Consider the following 21,305-nt stretch of genomic DNA (forward strand, 5'->3'; position numbering starts at 1 on the left):
TGGAAGTTGGTTCATACCTGCAACCAGAAGGTAACGGGGCCATCATTGACCAGCGAAACCTGCATATCGGCAGCGAATCGCCCGGTTTGGGTGTTCATCTCTTGCTGGCGACAACGCTCAACGAAGTATTCATACAGCGCTTCCGCTCTCTGCGGCTCTGCGCCTTTAGAGAAGCTCGGACGCATACCGCGTTCGGTATCGGCCGCCAGCGTAAACTGCGACACCACCAGCACGCTTCCGCCCGCCTGCTGCACGTTGAGATTCATCTTGCCTTCCGCATCACTGAAGATGCGATAACCCAGCACACGCTCGCACAAGCGGTTGGCTTTTTGTTCGTCGTCATCCTTTTCGACACCTAATAACACTAAAAGTCCAGGCCCGATTTCGCCCGTCACTTCATCCGCCACGGTGACGCTGGCCCGGGTTACGCGTTGAATCAATGCAATCATGGTTGGTCTGCTTCTTGTTGTTCTGTTTTAAGTTTTCGGTATTCCCCGAGAGTGACAGTTATTTCCGCCCCAAGCAAGACGATACACCAGGTCCAGTAGACCCAGACAAACAGGATAGGCACAACGGCGAGCACGCCGTAAATTAGCTGATAGGAAGGGAACGCGGTGATATATAACGCAAACGCTTTTTTGCCAAGCTCGTAAAGCACTGCCGCCACCAGCGCACCGATAACCGCATCGCGGTTCGGCACACGCGTCGTCGGTACCACGCTATAGAGCAGCCAGAAGGAGATCCACGACAGCAGCAGCGGAAATATACGCAGTGCGTTATCCACCGCGCTATTGAACTCGCTCGCCCAGCGCAACGATAGCAGGTATGAGCTAATCGCCAGACTAGCCCCTGCCAGCAATGGCCCAAGCGTAAGGATCATCCAGTAAATCGCAAACGAATAGACCTTTGGCCGCACGCGCTTGCTGCGCCAGATGGTATTCAGCGCGCTATCAATGGAGTACATCAGCAGCAGCGCCGTGACAATCAGCCCGCAGGCCCCGACCGCTGTCATACGGTTGGAATTGGCGACAAACTGCTCAATGTAGCGCTGAATAACGTCACCGGTTGCCGGAATAAAATTGGCGAAAATAAAGTGCCGAATCTGAACGCTGACTTCAGAAAACATTGGAAAAGCGGCGAACAACGCAAACACGACGGCCACCAGCGGTACCAGTGAGAGCAACGACACATAGGCCAGATTCCCGGCCAGCGTCGTCATATTATCTTCGTCAATGCGCCGCCAGAGGAACTTCCCCCACGCCACCAGTGACCGGGTATGATGAATCGTTTTTTGATGAACGGTTTTTAACATAACTGCTTCGTAAAATAGCGAGGTATTGTCTCTTTCCCCGTTACCAGGATAGAGGTGATCCCCAATTGATTGGCTCCCTCTATATTATCGGCATTATCATCAAAAAAGACCGTATCGGCGGCAGAAAACCCTTCTTCTTCAAGCACCCGCTGGTAGATACGCGCTTCCGGTTTACGCATCCCCATCTCTTGCGACAGATAAACATGGTCCGCCGCGGCGTGAATTTCCGGGTATTCATCCGGCCAGAACGTGGTATGCAGCCGGTTGGTATTAGAGAGAACCACCACGCGATGCCCCTGCTCGCGCAGTTTATGCATGATCTCAATCACCTCCGGGCGCAGCGAAACAAAAATCGCCTGCCAGCCATGGGAGAACTGCTCATAGCTCAACGGTAAATCCATTTCATGGCAAATCGCCTGTGCAAAAGCTTCGTCAGTGATTTCACCGCGTTCGTGCTGATGAAAAGCCTCGCCCATGGTGAAACTCTGCTTGAGCGTGGCCAACGGCACACGGGTCAGATCGCTCCACGCACCAAAAACGCGGTTGAAGTCGATATCGACAATCACATTACCTAAATCAAAGATATAGAGCATTTTTGCCTCCTTTCTCGCCGTGGAAAATTAACTGTAGCGGGAAAGGAGTAGTTTGACTATGGCGTATACAGGATAAGTGTGAGGCCATTATCCTAAAAAATAATGAACATTCAGCGTGTAATCACGCCTCTACCAGAGACAGTAGCCCTTGCCTTCAAAAGGGGATTATAAATGCGCTTGCCGTGACGTGAAGGCAAAAAAAAACCTGCCATCGCTGGCAGGTTTTTCATGCGTGAAAGAGGAGAATTACTCTTCTTTCGCACCGCGCATTGCACGTTTACGGTCGTTCTCGGTCAGGTGACGTTTACGGATACGGACAGAAGTTGGGGTAACTTCTACCAGTTCGTCGTCATCGATGAACTCAAGAGCCTGTTCCAGCGTCATTTTAACCGGCGGAACCAGAACCGTTGCTTCGTCAGTACCAGACGCACGCATGTTGGTCAGTTTCTTACCGGTCAGACAGTTTACAGTCAGGTCGTTAGAACGACTGTGAATACCGATGATCTGGCCTTCATAAACTTCTGCACCGTGACCCAGGAACAGCTTACCGCGGTCCTGCAGGCTGAACAGTGCGAATGCAACCGCTTTACCCTGACCATTGGAAATCAGTACGCCGTTCTGGCGCTGACCCACATCACCCGGACGAACATCGTCGTAGTGGCTGAAGGTGGAGTACAGCAGACCGGTACCAGAAGTCATGGTCATGAATTCTGAACGGAAACCGATAAGGCCTCGGCTTGGGATCACGTAGTCGAGACGTACGCGGCCTTTGCCATCTGGATTCATGTTTTTCAGGTCGCCTTTACGCTCACCCAGAGCCTGCATTACAGAACCCTGATGTTGCTCTTCAACGTCCAGCGTTACGTTCTCGAACGGCTCTTGTTTACGGCCATCGATTTCGCGGAAGATAACTTTCGGACGGGAAACCGCCATTTCGAAACCTTCGCGACGCATGTTTTCGATCAGAACAGACAGGTGCAGTTCACCACGACCAGACACGCGGAATGCGTCAGCATCCGGCGTTTCTTCCACGCGCAGCGCCACGTTGTGAACCAGTTCTTTGTTCAGACGATCAAGGATCTGGCGAGACGTGACGTATTTACCTTCTTTACCGCAGAACGGAGAGGTGTTTACGCAGAAGAACATAGAAACGGTCGGTTCATCAACGGACAGGGCCGGCAGCGCTTCCACATTTTGCGTGTCGCAAATGGTGTCAGAGATGTTCAGCTCACCCAGACCGGTGATCGCAATGATGTCACCCGCTTCAGCGATATCGCTGTCGATACGCTCCAGACCCAGGTGAGTCAGAACTTTACCGACTTTACCGTTACGGGTTTTACCTTCGCTATCGATGATGGTGACTTGCTGGTTCGGTTTGATTTTACCGCGTTTGATACGGCCGATACCGATAACACCAACATAGCTGTTGTAGTCCAGCTGGGAGATCTGCATCTGCAGAGGGCCGTCGAGATCGACGTCCGGTGCAGGAACATGGTCAACAATCGCCTGATACAGCGGGGTCATGTCTTCTGCCATGTCTTCGTGATCCAGACCCGCGATACCGTTCAGTGCAGAGGCGTAAACGATCGGGAAGTCCAGCTGTTCGTCGGTCGCATCCAGGTTAACGAACAGGTCGAATACCTGGTCAACAACCCAGTCAGGACGCGCGCCAGGACGGTCAACTTTGTTGATAACAACAATAGGTTTCAGGCCATAGGCAAAGGCTTTCTTGGTCACGAAGCGCGTCTGCGGCATCGGGCCGTCAAATGCGTCAACGACCAGCAGCACGGAGTCTACCATGGACATTACACGTTCAACTTCACCACCGAAGTCGGCGTGCCCTGGGGTATCAACGATGTTGATACGGTAGTCATTCCATTTGATAGCGGTGTTTTTCGCGAGGATGGTAATCCCACGCTCTTTCTCCAAATCGTTGGAGTCCATCACACGCTCTTGAGTTTCGGCACGTGCATCAAACGTACCGGATTGCTGCAGCAGCTTATCAACCAGGGTAGTTTTACCATGGTCAACGTGCGCGATGATGGCGATGTTACGCAAATTTTCGATCACAACTTTGCCTCGGGCATTAGAAATAGCGCGTTATTGTACACGGATTAATCGCAGTACAAAACAGGATCACAAACATCCTCCGCAAACAAGTATTGCAGAGTTCCTTTGTGATCGCTTTCACGGAGCGAAAAAAGGGCACCTTAACGCAAATTGCACCAATATGGTGCTTTATGTTCACATACAAGCACTATACTGGTGCAATGACACCATCGTGGTGCAGCCCTTTTGCACTATGATGCGCATGATAGCGCCTTTTGGGGGTAATTTAAAAGTTGGCACAGATTTCGCTTTATATATTTCAGGGCAACAACGCCACTTTTAAGAAGTGTTTGAAGACCTCGTTACCACGACGACAATGACAAATCCGGGAGATGTAAAGTATGTCCGCTGAACACGTTTTGACGATGCTGAATGAGCACGAAGTGAAGTTTGTCGATCTGCGCTTCACCGATACCAAAGGTAAAGAACAGCACGTCACTATCCCTTCCCATCAGGTTAATGCTGAATTCTTTGAAGAAGGCAAAATGTTTGACGGCTCCTCTATCGGCGGCTGGAAAGGCATTAACGAATCTGACATGGTTCTGATGCCGGACGCATCTACCGCACTCATTGACCCGTTCTACGAAGAACCGACACTGATTATCCGCTGCGATATCCTGGAACCAGGTACCCTGCAGGGCTATGACCGTGACCCGCGCTCCATCGCGAAACGCGCGGAAGAATACCTGCGCTCTACTGGCATCGCCGACACCGTACTGTTCGGGCCAGAACCAGAATTCTTCCTGTTCGATGACATCCGCTTCGGCGCATCCATTTCCGGTTCTCACGTGGCTATCGACGATATCGAAGGCGCGTGGAACTCTTCCACCAAATACGAAGGTGGTAACAAAGGTCACCGTCCAGGCGTGAAAGGCGGTTACTTCCCGGTTCCGCCGGTCGATTCCTCTCAGGACATCCGTTCTACCATGTGTATGATCATGGAAGAAATGGGCCTGGTTGTTGAAGCTCACCACCACGAAGTGGCAACGGCGGGCCAGAACGAAATCGCCACCCGCTTCAACACCATGACCAAAAAAGCGGACGAAATTCAGATCTACAAATATGTGGTTCACAACGTTGCGCACCGTTTCGGTAAAACCGCGACCTTCATGCCAAAACCAATGTTTGGCGATAACGGCTCCGGTATGCACTGCCACATGTCTCTGTCTAAGAACGGCGTAAACCTGTTCTCTGGCGACAAATACGCAGGTCTGTCTGAGCAGGCGCTGCACTACATCGGCGGTGTTATTAAACACGCGAAAGCGATCAACGCCCTGGCGAACCCGACTACCAACTCCTACAAACGTCTGGTTCCGGGTTATGAAGCGCCGGTTATGCTGGCTTACTCTGCGCGTAACCGTTCCGCATCCATCCGTATTCCGGTTGTTACCAGCCCGAAAGCGCGTCGTATCGAAGTGCGCTTCCCGGACCCGGCAGCTAACCCGTACCTGTGCTTCGCAGCACTGCTGATGGCTGGCCTTGACGGTATCAAGAATAAAATCCATCCGGGCGAAGCAATGGACAAAAATCTGTATGACCTGCCGCCGGAAGAAGCGAAAGAGATCCCACAGGTTGCTGGTTCTCTGGAAGAAGCACTGAAAGAACTGGATCTGGACCGCGAGTTCCTGAAAGCCGGTGGTGTGTTCACTGACGAATCCATCGATGCTTACATCGCGCTGCGCCGTGAAGAAGATGACCGCGTACGTATGACGCCGCACCCGGTAGAGTTCGAGCTGTACTACAGCGTTTAATTTACGTTAGTCATTCTCCGCCCACTTCTTGTCGCCGCCTGGCGGCAAGAACAAGCTGAGTAAGTTGTTGCCGTGGAACGTTTAGCCCATCTCTGGATGGGCTTTTTTCTCCACGAAAACGCGTAGTTAGCGCCTTTTTCCCGTCCATCCAGCTATAATGCACTAAAACAGTGCAATCAAAGGAGACTGCTAAATGGCAACCGGCGCGCTGCCCGATGCTGGGCAGATCCTCAATTCTTTAATTAATAGCATTCTGCTGGTCGATGATGACCTGGCGGTGCATTACGCTAATCCTGCGGCGCAGCAACTGCTGGCGCAAAGCTCACGAAAACTGTTCGGTACGCCATTACCGGAACTGCTGAGCTATTTCTCATTAAATATCGGTTTGATGCAGGAGAGCCTGCAAACAGGCCAGGGCTTCACGGATAACGAAGTGACGCTGGTGATCGACGGACGTTCACATATCCTCTCTCTGACGGCCCAGCGGCTGCCTGACGGCTTTATTTTGCTGGAGATGGCCCCGATGGATAATCAACGTCGCCTGAGCCAGGAGCAGCTCCAGCATGCGCAACAGATTGCGGCGCGCGATTTAGTCCGTGGCTTAGCCCATGAGATAAAAAACCCACTCGGTGGCTTACGCGGCGCGGCGCAGCTTTTAAGCAGAGCACTGCCCGACCCGTCGCTCACTGAATACACCAAAATGATCATTGAGCAGGCTGACCGCCTGCGCAACCTGGTCGATCGTCTGCTGGGGCCGCAACAGCCGGGGATGCACGTAACCGAAAGTATCCACAAAGTGGCCGAACGCGTCTTTTCGCTGGTGTCGATGGAGCTGCCGGATAACGTGCGGCTGGTGCGTGATTACGACCCGAGTTTGCCGGAGTTACCGCACGATCCCGACCAGATTGAACAAGTATTACTGAATATTGTTCGCAATGCGTTGCAGGCGTTAGGGCCAGAAGGCGGCGAAATCATTCTGCGCACGCGCACCGCGTTCCAGCTAACGCTGCACGGCGAGCGCTATCGCCTGGCGGCACGCATTGACGTTGAAGATAACGGGCCGGGTATTCCGTCCCATTTACAGGACACGCTGTTCTATCCAATGGTGAGTGGCCGCGAAGGCGGCACCGGGCTGGGTTTATCTATCGCCCGCAGCCTGATCGATCAGCATTCCGGCAAAATTGAATTTACCAGTTGGCCAGGCCATACCGAGTTTTCGGTTTACCTGCCAATTCGAAAATAAGGTGTGTTTATGCAACGAGGGATAGTCTGGGTCGTAGATGACGATAGCTCCATCCGTTGGGTGCTTGAACGCGCACTCACCGGGGCGGGCTTAAGCTGTACCACATTTGAAAGCGGCAACGAGGTGCTGGACGCGCTCACCACCAAAACGCCTGACGTGCTGCTGTCGGATATTCGTATGCCAGGCATGGACGGCCTTGCGCTGCTCAAGCAGATTAAACAGCGCCATCCGATGCTCCCGGTCATCATAATGACCGCCCATTCGGATCTCGATGCGGCGGTCAGCGCTTATCAACAAGGCGCGTTCGATTACCTGCCCAAACCGTTTGATATCGATGAGGCTGTAGCGCTGGTTGAACGTGCCATCAGCCACTATCAGGAACAACAGCAGCCGCGCGACGTGCCCGCATTCGGGCCTACTGCCGATATTATCGGTGAAGCACCGGCGATGCAGGACGTCTTTCGCATTATCGGGCGACTCTCCCGTTCATCAATAAGCGTGCTGATTAACGGCGAATCCGGTACCGGTAAAGAGCTCGTCGCGCATGCGCTGCATCGCCACAGCCCACGTGCAAAAGCGCCGTTTATCGCTCTGAATATGGCGGCGATACCGAAAGATTTAATTGAATCTGAACTCTTTGGCCACGAGAAAGGCGCGTTTACGGGCGCGAACACCGTCCGTCAGGGACGTTTTGAGCAGGCTGACGGCGGCACGCTGTTTCTCGACGAAATTGGCGACATGCCCAACGATGTACAAACACGTCTGCTGCGCGTGCTAGCCGATGGGCAGTTTTATCGCGTCGGCGGCTATGCGCCGGTAAAAGTGGATGTGCGCATCATCGCGGCGACCCACCAGAACCTGGAATTGCGCGTACAGGAGGGGAAATTCCGCGAGGATTTGTTCCACCGCCTGAACGTGATTCGCGTGCACCTGCCGCCGCTGCGCGAGCGTCGGGAAGATATTCCGCGCCTGGCGCGTCACTTCCTGCAAATTGCCGCACGCGAACTGGGCGTAGAAGTCAAACTGCTGCATCCGGAAACCGAGGCGGCACTGACGCGTCTGGCGTGGCCGGGCAACGTGCGCCAGCTGGAAAATACCTGCCGCTGGCTGACGGTGATGGCCGCAGGCCAGGAAGTGTTGATTCAGGATCTGCCGAGCGAACTGTTTGAAACCACCGTTCCGGATGGCACGACCCACACACAGCCGGATAACTGGGCGACGCTGCTGGCGCAGTGGGCCGATCGCGCGTTGCGATCCGGTCATCAAAATCTGTTATCGGAAGCACAGCCGGAAATGGAGCGTACATTGCTCACCACTGCCCTGCGTCATACTCAGGGGCATAAGCAAGAAGCGGCGCGGTTGCTGGGTTGGGGGCGTAATACCCTGACGCGCAAGCTGAAAGAGCTGGGGATGGAGTAGCGCCGCGTTGCGCCGGATGGCGCTTCGCTTATCGGGCCTACAAACAACGAGGCGTTGTAGGCCCGGTAATAGCTTAAATCACGCGTGAGAACTGCTGCATCCGCGCTTTCTGCCGCAGATAAGCATCGAAGCACATGCAGATATTACGAATCAACAGACGACCTTTTGCCGTCACCTGAATTCCTTTGTCATCCACATCCACCAGCCCATCTTTCGCCAGCGGTGCCAACAGTTTTAAATCTTCTGCAAAATAGTCAGCAAAATTCAAATCCCACTGCTGCTCAACCGCGGCGTAATCCAGGCGAAAATTACAAATCAGCGCTTTAATCACATCACGACGAATGCAGTCATCACGCGTTAAAGCAATCCCACGCCACAGCGCATCGCCGCGTTCATCGACCTGCTGATAGTAGAGCTTCAGCTCTTTCTGGTTCTGGGCGTAGCAGTCGCCAATCATACTGATGGCGGATACCCCCATACCGAGCAGATCGGTATCACCCTGCGTGGTGTAGCCCTGGAAGTTACGATGCAACACACCTTCACGCTGAGCAACGGCCAGCTCGTTATCCGGGCGGGCAAAGTGATCCATGCCGATAAACTGGTAACCGGCGTCAGTGAGCGACGCGATCGTTTCCTGCAGGATATCCAGCTTCTGCTGAGCAGTCGGTAAATCTGCATCTTTAATTTTACGCTGCGCGGCAAACAGCGTCGGCAGGTGCGCGTAGTTGAAGACGCTCAGGCGATCCGGGTTCAGTTCCGCCACGCGTTTAAGCGTAAAGGCAAAGCTTTCCGGCGTCTGTTTTGGCAGGCCGTAGATCAGGTCAATGTTGGTTGAGGTAAAGCCGATCTCACGGGCGTGATTCAGCAGTGCAAAGATAAACGCTTCGTCCTGCTCGCGGTTCACCAGACGCTGAACCTCTTTGTTGAAGTCCTGTACGCCCATGCTCAGGCGGTTAAAGCCTTCGGCACGCAGATGGTCGATCACGTCCAGTTCGATTTCACGCGGATCAACTTCAATAGAGATCTCAGCGTCAGCGGCAAAATGGAAGTTCTCACGCAGCAGCGTCATCAGGCGCGTAATTTGCGCTTTGTTTAGATAGGTTGGCGTGCCGCCGCCCCAGTGCAACTGGGTGACATTGCGCCCGGTGAACAACGGTGCGCGATGGCGAATTTCCTGCTCCAGCGCGTCGAGATACTGGTCAGCTTTATGCTGCTGGCGTGTGACAATTTTATTGCAGCCGCAGAAATAGCAGAGTTTGTGGCAGAACGGGATATGCACGTACAGCGACAGCGGCCGCTCAGGATATCGCGCAACCGCATTCAGAAATTCGCTCTCGCCAAACGCGTCGGAAAACTCCAGCGCGGTGGGATACGAAGTGTAACGAGGCCCGGAATAGTTATATTTCTGGATCAGGGCCAGATCCCAGTCGATTAACTGCACAGACATGCTTACTCCTTCCAGTGACGTCGCTAACGACGACGGCGTGCCGGCCTGGCTCCTTGTTGAGCCATTAGCCGGTTGCGCAGCCGTTTTTGACGCCGCGACAACCGTTGTAGTTTAACGAATAACCACACCAGATAACATATAACCAGAAGGGTTATACACGTCACCATTCACATTGCCTCTGTGTTGGCTGCGTGCTTTCGCCCCCGTCACGTACTTTTGTACGCTCCTGGGGACTCACTCGCTTGCCGCCTGGACGCACTGTGAATGCTTTTGTGTATATAAGCAGAACCGGGAAACCAACTGCGTGCAAACGTTAGTTTCCGCCCTTAAGCAGACGCATCATGTCTTCCTTGCCCTCTTCTTCCTCTTCTTCTTCGTCATCGTCGTAGGAGAGGCCAAGCTGCTGCATCAGTTCGTCGATTCTGTCCAGTTTGGCATCGACCCAGCTTTGCTCTTCAGCATTCAGTTTTCCGCCTTCTTCCAGGCGCTCCAGCAGCGCATCCAAACGCTCATCCGTTTCTAACTGCTCCAGCTCAGCCTGCGGTGAAAGCATAGGTTTCTCACTTTTTGGTTTTTGCTGACGAGGGGTTGTTGTCTGCGCAGCGGTAACGCCCAGCTGAACAGGTTTTTTACTGCCAATACGGGGATCTTTTTCCTGACCTTTTTGGCTTGCGCGACCCGATTCACCGCCACCATTTGCACGGCTGCCCGGCGTATGGCCACGATGCTTCTTCTGGCGCTTACGATCGCGCGCTTCCTGGTCCAGTTCTTCACGGGTTTTGCGGCGCGTTTTGGCACGCGGTGCAGATGTTGGTTTTTTCATGGTGTTGTCTTATGGCCGTTTTATTCAGTATAGAATTGAGGCGGAATCTAGCAGAATACCAACAAAGAAAAAAGGCGACAGAGTAATCTGTCGCCTTTTTCTGACTCTCCACCCTCAACGGGCGCTACATTCCATGTTAGCTACCGACACACCCTGTCTTTCCTTTAGCCTGGAACAATCCCTGTACTGCTCCATTTCCTTTCGCTACGTCTCCGGACGTTTGTCATCCTGACAATCCTAAGTCTTCGCCTCCTGGCGCTCCTGACCCTCATCCTGAGTTAGAAATCCTTCCGGCGTCCTCGCCAATGAGTGATACTTTACCTTGTTGAGCTAAACTAACAAGCAGCGAAACGGCACATAAATATAAAATCAGAGTTTTCCCCAACATTAACTCTATGATTTATCTATTTTTAGCGATTTTTTCTTCTCAAACTTCTCTGAAAATTCGCATAGGGACTATGGGCAATATCTCACAAAGTGTAGGGGTTTTGCTTACATCCTGTAGACTCGCTGAGGAAAATCAGCCTTTTTTTACCGATCGGGTATAATCGCCAGCATTGCCCGATTTAACGGAGACGACCGTTTTGATTAACCTGAATTATCAACTGACGCATTTTGTGACCAGTGCGCCAGATATCCGCCATTTACCTTCTGATACTGGAATCGAAGTGGCATTTGCAGGCCGCTCCAACGCCGGGAAGTCCAGCGCACTCAATACGCTGACGAACCAGAAAAGCCTGGCCCGTACCTCCAAGACACCTGGCCGTACGCAGTTGATTAACCTGTTTGAAGTGGCTGACGGTAAACGTTTGGTCGACTTACCGGGCTATGGTTACGCAGAAGTGCCGGAGGAGATGAAAATCAAATGGCAGCGTGCGCTGGGTGAGTACCTGGAAAAACGTCTGTGTCTGAAGGGGATTGTGATCCTCATGGACATCCGCCATCCGCTGAAAGATCTTGATCAACAGATGATTCAGTGGGCCGTAGACAGTGAGATTGAGGTGCTGGTGTTGCTGACCAAAGCCGATAAACTTGCCAGCGGCGCACGAAAAGCGCAGATCAACATGGTGCGCGAAGCTGTGCTCGCCTTCAACGGTGATGTGCAGGTTGAAGCGTTTTCATCACTGAAAAAACAGGGTGTAGATAAGCTGCGTCAGAAGCTGGACACCTGGTTTAGTGAGATCCCGCCGGAAGTGGCGGCTGAAGAAGCTGAAGAGTAATCATTCTGCCGTCGGGCGCGATTGCCCGACCCTGATTTCACGCAAAGCTGCCATCCGGCGGCTTTTCTTTCGCCCAATAAAAAACGCCCCGGTCATTACTGACCGGGGCGGCTAAAATATTCAGCCAAATCCGATTACGTGAAGTAAAAGGTCTGAAAGATAGAACATCTTACCTCTGTACCCTACGCGACTAACTCTACTCTTTTTTTTGGGTCACAGAAAGCACTTTTTGTAGTTTTTTTTCACTCATTACATAGCGAATTCTAATGTTCATCACAAAACGCTATAAGTTATGTTGCTTACTTACCAAAAAAGCGCTTAGTCGCCGAACGGTTAGTGCGCCTGATCCCAGTTTTCGCCGCTGCCTACTTCCACCAGCAAAGGCACATCCAGTTTGGTGCTATTTTCCATCAGTTCATGGATTTTCTTCGACACGGCATCCACATCATCTTTGTGCACTTCAAACACCAGCTCATCGTGCACCTGCATAATCATGCGCACGCGCGGTTTTTCGCTTTCAAGCCAGGCATCCACAGCAATCATCGCTCGTTTGATGATATCTGCGGCAGTGCCCTGCATCGGAGCGTTGATTGCGGCGCGTTCAGCCCCGGCACGACGCGCGCCGTTGCTGGATTTGATGTCCGGGAGGTAAAGCCGACGACCATCCAGCGTTTCAACATAACCCTGATCTTTCGCCTGAGCACGGGTGCGCTCCATATACTCCATCACTCCGGGATAGCGCTCAAAGTAGAGATCCATGTACTTCTGCGACTCTTTACGCGGGATATTGAGCTGGCGAGAGAGGCCAAACGCGCTCATGCCGTAGATTAAACCGAAGTTAATCGCCTTCGCGCTGCGACGCTGTTCGCTACTGACGCTCTCTAATGGCAGGCCAAAGACTTCCGCCGCCGTCGCACGGTGGATATCTTTCCCTTCGGCAAATGCGGTCAGCAGGCCTTTATCACGCGATAGATGCGCCATAATGCGCAGTTCGATTTGTGAGTAGTCCGCAGAGACAATCACGTAATCTTTCGGCGCGATAAATGCCTGTCGAATGCGACGCCCTTCATCATTACGTACAGGAATGTTTTGCAGGTTGGGATCCGTCGAGGAGAGACGCCCCGTTGCGGTGACAGCCTGGTGATAGGAGGTATGCACGCGCCCGGTTTTCGGGTTGATCATCAACGGCAGTTTGTCGGTGTAAGTGGACTTCAGCTTCGCCAGGCCACGATATTCGAGAATAACTTTTGGCAGCGGATAATCCAGCGCCAACTCCTCAAGCACTTCTTCTGACGTAGACGGCGCGCCGCCCGGGGTTTTCTTCAGCGGTTTAATCCCCTGTTTTTCAAACAGAATCGTTTGCAGTTGCTTCGGTGAGGAGAGGTTAAACTCTTCACCGGCGACCTCAAAGGCCTTCTGTTCCAGCTCCACCAGCCGTTTCGCAATCTCCTGTGAATGTGCATGCAGCACTGCCGGATCAATCTTGACGCCGTTGCGTTCCACACGCGACAGCACCGGCACCAGCGGCATTTCGATATTTTCGAAGACGCTCAGCGGCCCTTTCTCCTTTTGCAGCTTCGGCCACATTTTCAGATGCAACTGCAGCGTGACGTCAGCGTCTTCCGCCGCATAACGGCCCGCTTCTTCCAGTGCAATCTGGTTAAAGGTGAGCTGCTTTTTGCCTTTGCCGGCGATCTCCTCAAAGGTAATCGTTTTGTGCTTCAGCCAGCGCTCAGAAAGGCTGTCCATATCGTGGCGGCCCGCAACGCTATCCAGCGTGTAGGATTCCAGCATGGTGTCATAAGCAATCCCGCGCAGCTCAATGCCATAGTTCGCAAGGATCCCGCGGTCATATTTGAGGTTCTGCCCGACTTTCAGGCATTTTTCATCTTCCAGCACCGGTTTGAGCAGTTCCAGCGCGCGTTCGCGGGAAATCTGTTCTGGCGCGTCAAGATAATCGTGCGCGACAGGCACATACGCGGCAACGCCGGGTTCAGTTGCGAACGACAGGCCAACCATATTGGCAGAGACATTATCAAGGCTGTCCGTTTCCGTATCGAAAGCAAACAGAGGCGCTTTTTTCAGTTTCTCAATCCATTCAACTAACGTCGCTTCATCCAGGATCGTGACATAGTTATCGGCGCTCAGGGTGGCGTTGGTTTCGACGTCTTCCTCCACCACGATAGTGTCCGCCGGTTTGTCAGCGGATTTCGTCGGCTTCGCGCCTTTCGCCTGTAACCATTTTCCTGACTCAACATCGCTTATCCAGCGTTTGAACTCATATTTTTTGAATAGAGCCAGCAGCTCTTCAGCCGCAGGTGGCTGCACTTCCAGCTGTTCGCAGGTCAGCTCCAGCTCAACGTCGGTTTTGATGGTCGCGAGTTTGTAAGAGAGATAGGCCACCTCTTTATTTTGCTCAAGCTTTGCGGCCATCGTTTTCGCGCCACGGAAGCTCAGCCCGGCGATTTTATCCGGCTCGGTATAAAGGGTATCCAGCCCCCCCAGTCCCTGAAGCAGCGCCTGGGCTGTTTTTTCTCCCACACCCGGCACGCCCGGAATATTATCCGAGGAGTCGCCCATCAGCGCGAGGAAGTCAATGATGAGTTCCGGCGGCACACCGTACTTGGTCACCACCTCTTCCGGGCCAAGAATGGTATTCGTCATGGTGTTAATCAGGGTTATACCCGGCGTGACCAGTTGCGCCATATCTTTATCGCCGGTGCTGATCAACACCGGGCGACCCGCCGCTTCCGCTTCGCGCGCCAGCGTGCCGATCACATCATCCGCTTCGACGCCCGATACGGCCATCAGCGGGAGCCCCATGGCTTTCACCATTGCATGCAGCGGCTCGATCTGCGCACGCAGATCATCAGGCATTGGTGGGCGGTGAGATTTGTAATCCTCAAACAGTTCGTCACGGAAGGTTTTACCCTTCGCATCAAACACCACAACAGCGTGTGTCGGCTGATATTGCAGCAACAGGCTGCGCAGCATATTCAGCACGCCATACATCGCGCCGGTCGGTTCGCCTGCGCCATTGGTCAACGGTGGGAAAGCATGATACGCCCTGTAAAGATACGAGGAGCCATCAACGAGGATAAGGGGATTTTCGGGGATCTGAACCATAATTTCCGTGCCTGTTTATCAGATTATGGTTAAAGGATGCCACAGACAGCATGAAAACATGAGTTTTTCGCCCCATTTACGCGAAAAGATTTGCAGATCTTCTGGATCACTCGCAAAACAAATCTGTGGATAACTTTGTGCATAGTTTTATGATGCTAATAACGTGTGATCTTTTGCATTTATGAAAATCATTAATAACCTATATTTTTCAATTACTTGAAAATGGATCTGCCGTGAAAAACACGCTGTGGTGACAATTTATCCTGTGTGGATATAAGCAGAGGTTATTTTTCTGTTCTGGTAAGACCCATCATTTGGTGTGTTTTCTGATAAAATCAGCCTCTTGTGCGTTTTGCCTGCGCGCGTTTAATGACTAACTATCTGAATAAACAAATTATGTCGAGATTTCTCGCGGCGATAACGCTTCCCATAAGTATCGCGCTTACTATTTTACTCACCATATTGTGTTCGGTGCCGATCATCATCGCCGGGCTTGTTAAGCTTATTTTGCCCATCCCGGCAATCTGGCGCTCTGTCTCCGTTTTTTGCAATTTCATGATGTACTGCTGGTGCGAAGGCCTGGCAGCACTGCTGCATCTCAACCCGCATCTGAAGTGGGAAATTGAGGGGCTGGAAAAGCTGAACAAAAAGAACTGGTATCTGCTTATCTGTAATCACCACAGCTGGGCCGACATCGTGGTGCTGTGCGTGATTTTCCGTAAGCACATCCCGATGAATAAGTATTTCCTGAAACAGCAACTGGCCTGGGTTCCCTTTATCGGGCTCGCCTGTTGGGCGCTGGATATGCCGTTTATGCGCCGCTATTCGCACAGCTATCTCATCCGCCATCCGGAACGTCGTGGAAAAGATGTTGAAACCACGCGCCGCTCCTGCGAGAAATTTCGTACACATCCCACCACTATCGTGAATTTTGTCGAAGGCTCACGCTTTACCGAAGAGAAGCGCCGCCAGACCCGCTCGCCGTATAAAAATTTGCTGCCGCCAAAAGCGGCTGGTATTGCGATGGCGCTGAGCGTACTGGGCGCGCAGTTTGATAAATTGCTCGACGTCACGCTGTGTTACCCGGAAAACAACGACAGCCCGTTTTTTGACATGCTGAGTGGCAAGCTGACGCGCATTGTGGTACGCGTGAATCTGTTGCCAGTAGCGGATGAATTACACGGTGATTATGTCTCGGACAAGAACTTTAAGCGCCGTTTCCAGCAGTGGTTGAATGCTCTGTGGGAAGAGAAAGATACGCTGCTGACATCGCTAATTACGCCGCACCCGCAGAAGAAATAATGTCTTTATCTCGCCTCCTGAATAACAGGAGGCGAGATAATCAGCTTATTGCAGGAAACGACCGCCCCGCGCCATAAACTCTTCCGCCGTCATCTCTTTGCCATTAAAGACAACGTTGCCCTGCTGATATTCGAAATCAAGCTTCGCCGCTTTTTCGTCCACGCTGATGAGATCCATCATTTTGCCAAGCGTCGTGAAGTTGTTAACGTCTTTCTCTGCTTGTTTTTGTGCGGAGGCATCATCCTTACCTTCTGCTAGCTTAACTTGCTTAGCGGTATAGGTGATAACATCCACAGGCAGCATGACGTTTGCCGTGATGGTTTTGACATTCTGGTCTACGGATTCGGTTAAGGACCCAGGCGTGAATTTTGCTTTAACCGGATCGGCAATGGCGATATTAACATTAGCCGTCATTTCGCCTTTGTCATTTTTCCAGCTAATCGGGAGTTTGATGACTGGCTCACTTTTCTGGATGTTGGCGATATACTTCGTGAGCAGTTTCAAACTGACCTCACCCATCGCGTCTTCATCTTTACCTGGTGCAGGATTCGCCACGATAGACTTACTCAGTTCCGCGTTGTAATTAGTGAACAACTCGCGAACCGCAACAGGATCGAGATTCTCTAACACCAGAGCAATTTTACCGCTTCCCAGATTCTGTTTTTCCCGAATCAAATCCTTGATGGCATACTCCTGAGTATAGTTAATGTGCTTTTTATCACTGGATAATGCCAAAGCGCCTGTTCCGGTGAAGGTATTAATCTGTATTAAATCTTTGCCCCTGGAGTTTACTCGTATCTTATTCAGTGATACATCAGCATGACCAACAGTGATATTATCATCAACCTTATTACCCGTTGACGTAATAGTCATGGAGTCTGAATAAATTTTCACATCATTACTATCCTGGCTAATAACAATGTTTTTTAACTGCCCATTAATCTGTGCATCCGTGAGCAGTGAATTTTCGCCTGAGACATTAAATTCACCGCCGTCAAAAGCAAACGTGGTTTTGGTATCGGAATAAGAGGCTGGCGCCACTACAACCTGGGTCGCGATAGATTTATCATAAGTTGCACGAATATTTGCATCAATTGGCGAGTGTCCTTTGGCCGCATCAAAGAGGGGTTTGGTGATCTCACCGTTAACCAGCGACACCTTCATTGCTGCCATTGCCGGGGCCAGACTACCTTTCGCCAGCGAGGAAAGCGGGAAAGGGCCATGGTCAACATCAACGTCAAACGCAACGTTTTGCCCGGCTTTGATGCCGCTGGCTTCGGCACCATGTTCAAATGTCAGCACCACCTGAAAATGAGAACTCAGCAAGCCGCTGGTGAATTCCTTGTAACTTAATGTCATCCCCATTTTTTGATGACTTCGCTTTACTGGCCTGATTAAATGAAGAGACAAAATCAGCAACTTTCGGTTCGATCTGTTTACCGGTATACCATGCGCTCCCCATCCAACATACACCTAAAGCCACTACCACGCCCGCCGCCACGACACTCTTTTTCATAACAATCATCCCTAATTAATGTGTGCGGGCATTATATAAAAGAATATCTGGGGGCTGTATATTTATCAGGCGAAAAAGCGAATTATCAGAATGTGTTTATTTAGCAGATAAAAAAAGGCCCGCAATAATTTGCGAGCCATATATATTATTAGTTAAACTTATTTTTTCTCAATAAGTTGTTTTACAGTGTCCGCATACTGTTGAACAAAGATTTCCATGTTGCTGGCATCCATACCCTGTGGATTCAGCTGATATTTACCGTTAACAAACATTGCCGGCACTCCCTGCAATTGCAGGTCAGCGGCCGCTTTTTCCTGCTGTGCTACCAGGGATTTCACGACAAAGCTGTTCCATGCAGCATCGTACTCTTCGCCTTTCACGCCAGCATCGACGAAGACCTTGCGGATATCAGCGACGTTCTGGACAGTCTGTTTTTTCTGAATGGCCTCGAACATTGGCGCAGTGATTTTATCTTCCACGCCTAGCGCCATCGCTACCGCCCACGCCTGAGTCAGATCTTTGCCCAATGGGCCCAGGAACTCAACGTGGTATTTGGTCATTTTGGTGCCTTCCGGCAGTTTCTGTTTCACGGTATCGGAAACATGCAGCACTTCTTCAAACTGATAGCAGTGCGGGCAGTAGAACGAGAAGAACTCCAGCACCTGCGGCTCGCCGGCAACCGGTTTATCGAGGGTGGTGTATTGTTTGCCGTCGGTAATCTGAGCAGCGGAAGCGCTGAATGCCAGAATCATACCTGCCAGCGCAAGCCAAATCTTTTTCATAACGAATTCTCTCCTGAATATGTCAAATTAATACATTGGCGTTAACTGAAGAGGGGGTTCCTGCAGAACCTTCACCTGCTCAATAAATATCGAAATCTGCCGCAGCCAGAAATCTTCCCCGGTAAGCCAGGGGAAATTCTGAGGAAACGCAGGGTCATCCCAGCGCCTGATAATCCACGCCAGATAATAAACCAATCGCATCGCGCGTAAAGGTTCAATCAGGGCTAATTCATCCAGATTGAAATTGCTGAACTCCTCGTAGGCTTCAACAATCATTTCCATCTGCATCCGTTGCTCGGCACGATCGCCATTCAGCAACATCCACAGATCCTGTACCGCGGGGCCGGTACGCGCATCATCCAAATCAACAAACAACGGCCCATCACGCCAGAGAATATTCCCGGCATGGCAATCTCCATGCAGGCGCAGCGTGTTAGAGCGGCCATGCCACTGTGCCATCACGGCATCAATAAGATCGTCGGTCACTCTCAGAAAACGTTCTTTCAACGCGGCGGGGACCAGAGCGGAATGTTCAAAAATGGCGCGTGGCTCAATAAGATACTCTTTCACGCCAATTTCCGGGCGGGCGACAAAGCGAGACTTACGGCCGGTTTGGTGCAAACGACCCAGATAACGCCCAACCCACTCCATTTGATCCAGATTATCGGATTCAAACTGGCGGCCACCCAGGCTTGGGAAGACGGCGAAGTAAAATCCCTGATGGGTCAGCAACGTTTGGTTGTTGAAAGCGATGGGGGCGGCTACAGGCACTTCATCATTAAGAAGTTCCTGGGCGAAGAGATGCTCTTCCAGGATTTGGTCAGCCGACCAGCGTTCGGGACGATAGAACTTCACCACCATACGGCGGCGATCTTCATCCTGAAATTGATAAACCCGGTTTTCATAGCTGTTTAACGGGGTAAGGCCAGAATCCACCCGAATACCCTGATCGAATAACGCATCGATAATGGTATCCGGGTGCAATGTCTGAAAAGTGAAAGCCTTGTCGTTCATCCTGCCAATCCGACTAACTATACGAAGAGTTCAGGATATCATTTCGTAGCGCTTTCAGTGGCTGTGCTTACAACCTTTTACTCTTTAATCACACCGCGCGCTCGTAACAACGCGGTTTTAAAATCTTCTTCATAATCTTTCTGAATCCCGGGAATCACAGCATCTTTTGCCGAGTCACGCATTTTCAGGTGATAGATCAGAATATCATCCGTTAAATCCGCCAGTTCTCCCTCATAACCTGACTCTTTCGCCAGTTTCTGCAAAAATTGCATCAGGTTCAGTTCCGGCTCTTTCTGCCAGGCTGGCTGGAGGAGTTCAATAACTTCATTCAGACGTTTACATTTCATGGTCGTGCTCCTTACTCTTGATTAACACACGGTAGCAGGGTCAAACCCACAATAAAAGAGGCGATATAGTGAATATAACGGGTGTCGTGCTGGCAGGCGGTAGAGCGTCAAGAATGGGTGGGCAGGATAAGGGATTGATGGCGCTGCATGGGAAACCGCTGTGGAAACATGTGGCGGATCGTTTACAGCCACAGGTGAATGGCATGGCGATCAGCGCTAATCGCAATATTGCGGTGTATCAGGCCAGCGGTTTTCCCGTTTATCAGGATACGTTCACCGACTTTCCGGGGCCGCTTGCCGGAATGGCCTCCGTGATCAGGCAAGCCGGCGGCGAATGGTTCCTTTTCTGCCCATGTGATACGCCGTTTATTCCGGCCCATCTGGCTGAACGACTACAATCACAGCGTAATGAAGCACCGGTTGTGTGGGTTCATGATGGCGATCGCGATCATCCGGCAATTGCGTTGGTTCATCGTCGAATAGCTACCGATATCGAAGCCTACCTTGCGCGCGGCGATCGCCGGGTGATGGTATTTATGCGCGAAGCCGGCGGGCATGCGGTAGATTTTAGCGATTGCCAGGGCGCATTCAGTAACGTGAATACGCTGGAAGATTTGACCTGGTTTGAGGCTCGCCCATGATTCCCTTATTAGCGATAGCGGCATGGAGTGGGACCGGTAAAACAACGCTACTGAAGCAACTGATCCCCATGCTATGTCAGCGCGGAATACGACCTGGGCTTATAAAGCATACGCACCACAATATGGATGTCGATAAGCCGGGCAAAGATAGCTATGAGTTGCGTAAAGCAGGTGCGGCGCAGACGCTGGTTGCCAGCACGCAGCGTTGGGCGCTGATGACCGAGACGCCAGAGGAAGAGGAACTGGATCTCCCATTCCTGGCGAGCAGAATGGATGCCTCGAAGCTGGATTTAATTCTGGTGGAGGGCTTTAAGCATGAGGAGATCGCGAAGATTGTCTTGTTTCGCGAAGATGCCGGGCATAAGCCAGAAGAGCTGGTGATCGATGCGCATGTGATAGCTGTCGCCAGTGATATTCCGCTCAGTGTGGATGTGCCGTTACTGGATATTAATGACGTTGAGGGAATAGCGGATTTTGTGGTGCGGTGGATGCGGATGATGTGATTAGTGTAGGCCCGGTAAGCGCAGCGCCACCGGGCCTACAGTGTGTGCGCCATCCGGCGTTTTTTTCGCACCAGTGCAAAAAGGCCATCCTTTCGGATGGCCTTCTGCTTTATTTGATGCCTGGCAGTTCCCTACTCTCGCATGGGGAGACCCCACA

General features: G+C 51.8%; 19 protein-coding genes. 7 read left to right on the forward strand and 12 right to left on the reverse strand.

The genetic code is table 11. From position 1 onward, the window contains the following. Window positions 1-11: 11 nt before the first annotated feature. The 4 genes from dtd to typA form a co-directional block, all read right to left on the reverse strand. On the reverse strand, window positions 12-449 hold the full coding sequence (dtd, locus tag DBY68_RS20720; protein WP_108477074.1) for a D-aminoacyl-tRNA deacylase: 438 nt from the start codon (window positions 447-449) through the stop codon (window positions 12-14). Beyond that, window positions 446-1,312, reverse strand: coding sequence for a virulence factor BrkB family protein (locus DBY68_RS20725; RefSeq protein ID WP_108477075.1), 867 nt, complete (start codon window positions 1,310-1,312; stop codon window positions 446-448). The genes dtd and DBY68_RS20725 overlap by 4 nt, the downstream gene beginning before the upstream one ends. Then, window positions 1,306-1,905, reverse strand: a complete 600-nt coding sequence (gene yihX, locus DBY68_RS20730) for a glucose-1-phosphatase (protein ID WP_108477076.1) — start codon at window positions 1,903-1,905, stop codon at window positions 1,306-1,308. Before yihX ends, DBY68_RS20725 begins: the two co-directional genes overlap by 7 nt. A 246-nt stretch (window positions 1,906-2,151) precedes the next feature. Further along, window positions 2,152-3,975, reverse strand: a complete 1,824-nt coding sequence (gene typA / locus DBY68_RS20735; RefSeq protein WP_108477077.1) for a ribosome-dependent GTPase TypA — start codon at window positions 3,973-3,975, stop codon at window positions 2,152-2,154. A gap of 380 nt (window positions 3,976-4,355) precedes the next feature. On the opposite strand from typA, the gene glnA reads away from it, so the two are divergent. The 3 genes from glnA (at window position 4,356) to glnG (ending at window position 8,427) form a co-directional block, all read left to right on the forward strand. Further along, a complete protein-coding gene (gene glnA, locus DBY68_RS20745; protein WP_015966560.1) occupies window positions 4,356-5,765 on the forward strand; it encodes a glutamate--ammonia ligase in 1,410 nt (469 codons plus the stop codon). A gap of 193 nt (window positions 5,766-5,958) precedes the next feature. Next, a complete protein-coding gene (glnL, locus tag DBY68_RS20750; protein WP_015966561.1) occupies window positions 5,959-7,008 on the forward strand; it encodes a nitrogen regulation protein NR(II) in 1,050 nt (349 codons plus the stop codon). Between the two features lie 9 nt (window positions 7,009-7,017). Further along, entirely contained in the window at window positions 7,018-8,427 is a 1,410-nt protein-coding gene (gene glnG, locus DBY68_RS20755) for a nitrogen regulation protein NR(I) (protein ID WP_108477078.1), read from the forward strand. A 73-nt stretch (window positions 8,428-8,500) separates the two neighbouring features. Here glnG and hemN read toward each other — a convergent pair whose 3' ends face one another. Next, window positions 8,501-9,874, reverse strand: coding sequence for an oxygen-independent coproporphyrinogen III oxidase (gene hemN, locus DBY68_RS20760; RefSeq protein ID WP_108477079.1), 1,374 nt, complete (start codon window positions 9,872-9,874; stop codon window positions 8,501-8,503). A 313-nt stretch (window positions 9,875-10,187) separates the two neighbouring features. After that, window positions 10,188-10,697, reverse strand: coding sequence for a Der GTPase-activating protein YihI (gene yihI / locus DBY68_RS20765; protein ID WP_108477080.1), 510 nt, complete (start codon window positions 10,695-10,697; stop codon window positions 10,188-10,190). 584 nt (window positions 10,698-11,281) lie between these two features. On the opposite strand from yihI, the gene yihA reads away from it, so the two are divergent. Next, window positions 11,282-11,917 (forward strand): ribosome biogenesis GTP-binding protein YihA/YsxC, encoded by a 636-nt coding sequence (gene yihA, locus DBY68_RS20775; RefSeq protein WP_108477081.1) that lies wholly within the window; start codon window positions 11,282-11,284, stop codon window positions 11,915-11,917. A gap of 333 nt (window positions 11,918-12,250) precedes the next feature. Here the strand turns inward: yihA and polA are convergent, their stop codons facing one another. Beyond that, complete coding sequence (gene polA, locus DBY68_RS20780; protein ID WP_108477082.1) at window positions 12,251-15,043, reverse strand: DNA polymerase I; 2,793 nt, start codon at window positions 15,041-15,043, stop codon at window positions 12,251-12,253. Between the two features lie 396 nt (window positions 15,044-15,439). Between polA and DBY68_RS20790 the strand changes: the two genes are divergently transcribed. Beyond that, the gene (locus DBY68_RS20790; protein WP_108477092.1) at window positions 15,440-16,345 is read left to right on the forward strand and encodes an acyltransferase; all 906 of its coding nucleotides are present in this window, start codon (window positions 15,440-15,442) and stop codon (window positions 16,343-16,345) included. A gap of 45 nt (window positions 16,346-16,390) precedes the next feature. On the opposite strand, the gene DBY68_RS20795 is transcribed toward DBY68_RS20790, so the two are convergent. From DBY68_RS20795 to DBY68_RS20815, 5 genes are all read right to left on the reverse strand, one after another. Then, complete coding sequence (locus tag DBY68_RS20795; protein WP_233503915.1) at window positions 16,391-17,671, reverse strand: DUF945 family protein; 1,281 nt, start codon at window positions 17,669-17,671, stop codon at window positions 16,391-16,393. Beyond that, on the reverse strand, window positions 17,634-17,861 hold the full coding sequence (locus tag DBY68_RS20800; RefSeq protein WP_158529136.1) for a DUF945 family protein: 228 nt from the start codon (window positions 17,859-17,861) through the stop codon (window positions 17,634-17,636). Before DBY68_RS20800 ends, DBY68_RS20795 begins: the two co-directional genes overlap by 38 nt. Before the next feature lie 158 nt (window positions 17,862-18,019). Beyond that, a complete protein-coding gene (gene dsbA / locus DBY68_RS20805) occupies window positions 18,020-18,643 on the reverse strand; it encodes a thiol:disulfide interchange protein DsbA (protein ID WP_108477085.1) in 624 nt (207 codons plus the stop codon). Between the two features lie 27 nt (window positions 18,644-18,670). After that, the gene (locus tag DBY68_RS20810; RefSeq protein WP_108477086.1) at window positions 18,671-19,657 is read right to left on the reverse strand and encodes a serine/threonine protein kinase; all 987 of its coding nucleotides are present in this window, start codon (window positions 19,655-19,657) and stop codon (window positions 18,671-18,673) included. Window positions 19,658-19,734: 77 nt separating this feature from the next. Continuing rightward, the gene (locus DBY68_RS20815) at window positions 19,735-20,004 is read right to left on the reverse strand and encodes a YihD family protein (protein WP_015966571.1); all 270 of its coding nucleotides are present in this window, start codon (window positions 20,002-20,004) and stop codon (window positions 19,735-19,737) included. 113 nt (window positions 20,005-20,117) lie between these two features. Here DBY68_RS20815 and mobA point away from each other — a divergent pair, with 113 nt between their 5' ends. Both mobA and mobB read left to right on the forward strand, forming a co-directional pair. Then, window positions 20,118-20,645, forward strand: a complete 528-nt coding sequence (mobA, locus tag DBY68_RS20820; protein WP_233503916.1) for a molybdenum cofactor guanylyltransferase MobA — start codon at window positions 20,118-20,120, stop codon at window positions 20,643-20,645. Next, window positions 20,642-21,148 (forward strand): molybdopterin-guanine dinucleotide biosynthesis protein MobB, encoded by a 507-nt coding sequence (gene mobB / locus DBY68_RS20825; RefSeq protein ID WP_108477088.1) that lies wholly within the window; start codon window positions 20,642-20,644, stop codon window positions 21,146-21,148. Before mobA ends, mobB begins: the two co-directional genes overlap by 4 nt. Window positions 21,149-21,305: the final 157 nt, after the last annotated feature.

The organism is Pseudocitrobacter sp. RIT415 (assembly GCF_003057695.2).
Lineage (GTDB): Bacteria > Pseudomonadota > Gammaproteobacteria > Enterobacterales > Enterobacteriaceae > Pseudocitrobacter > Pseudocitrobacter faecalis.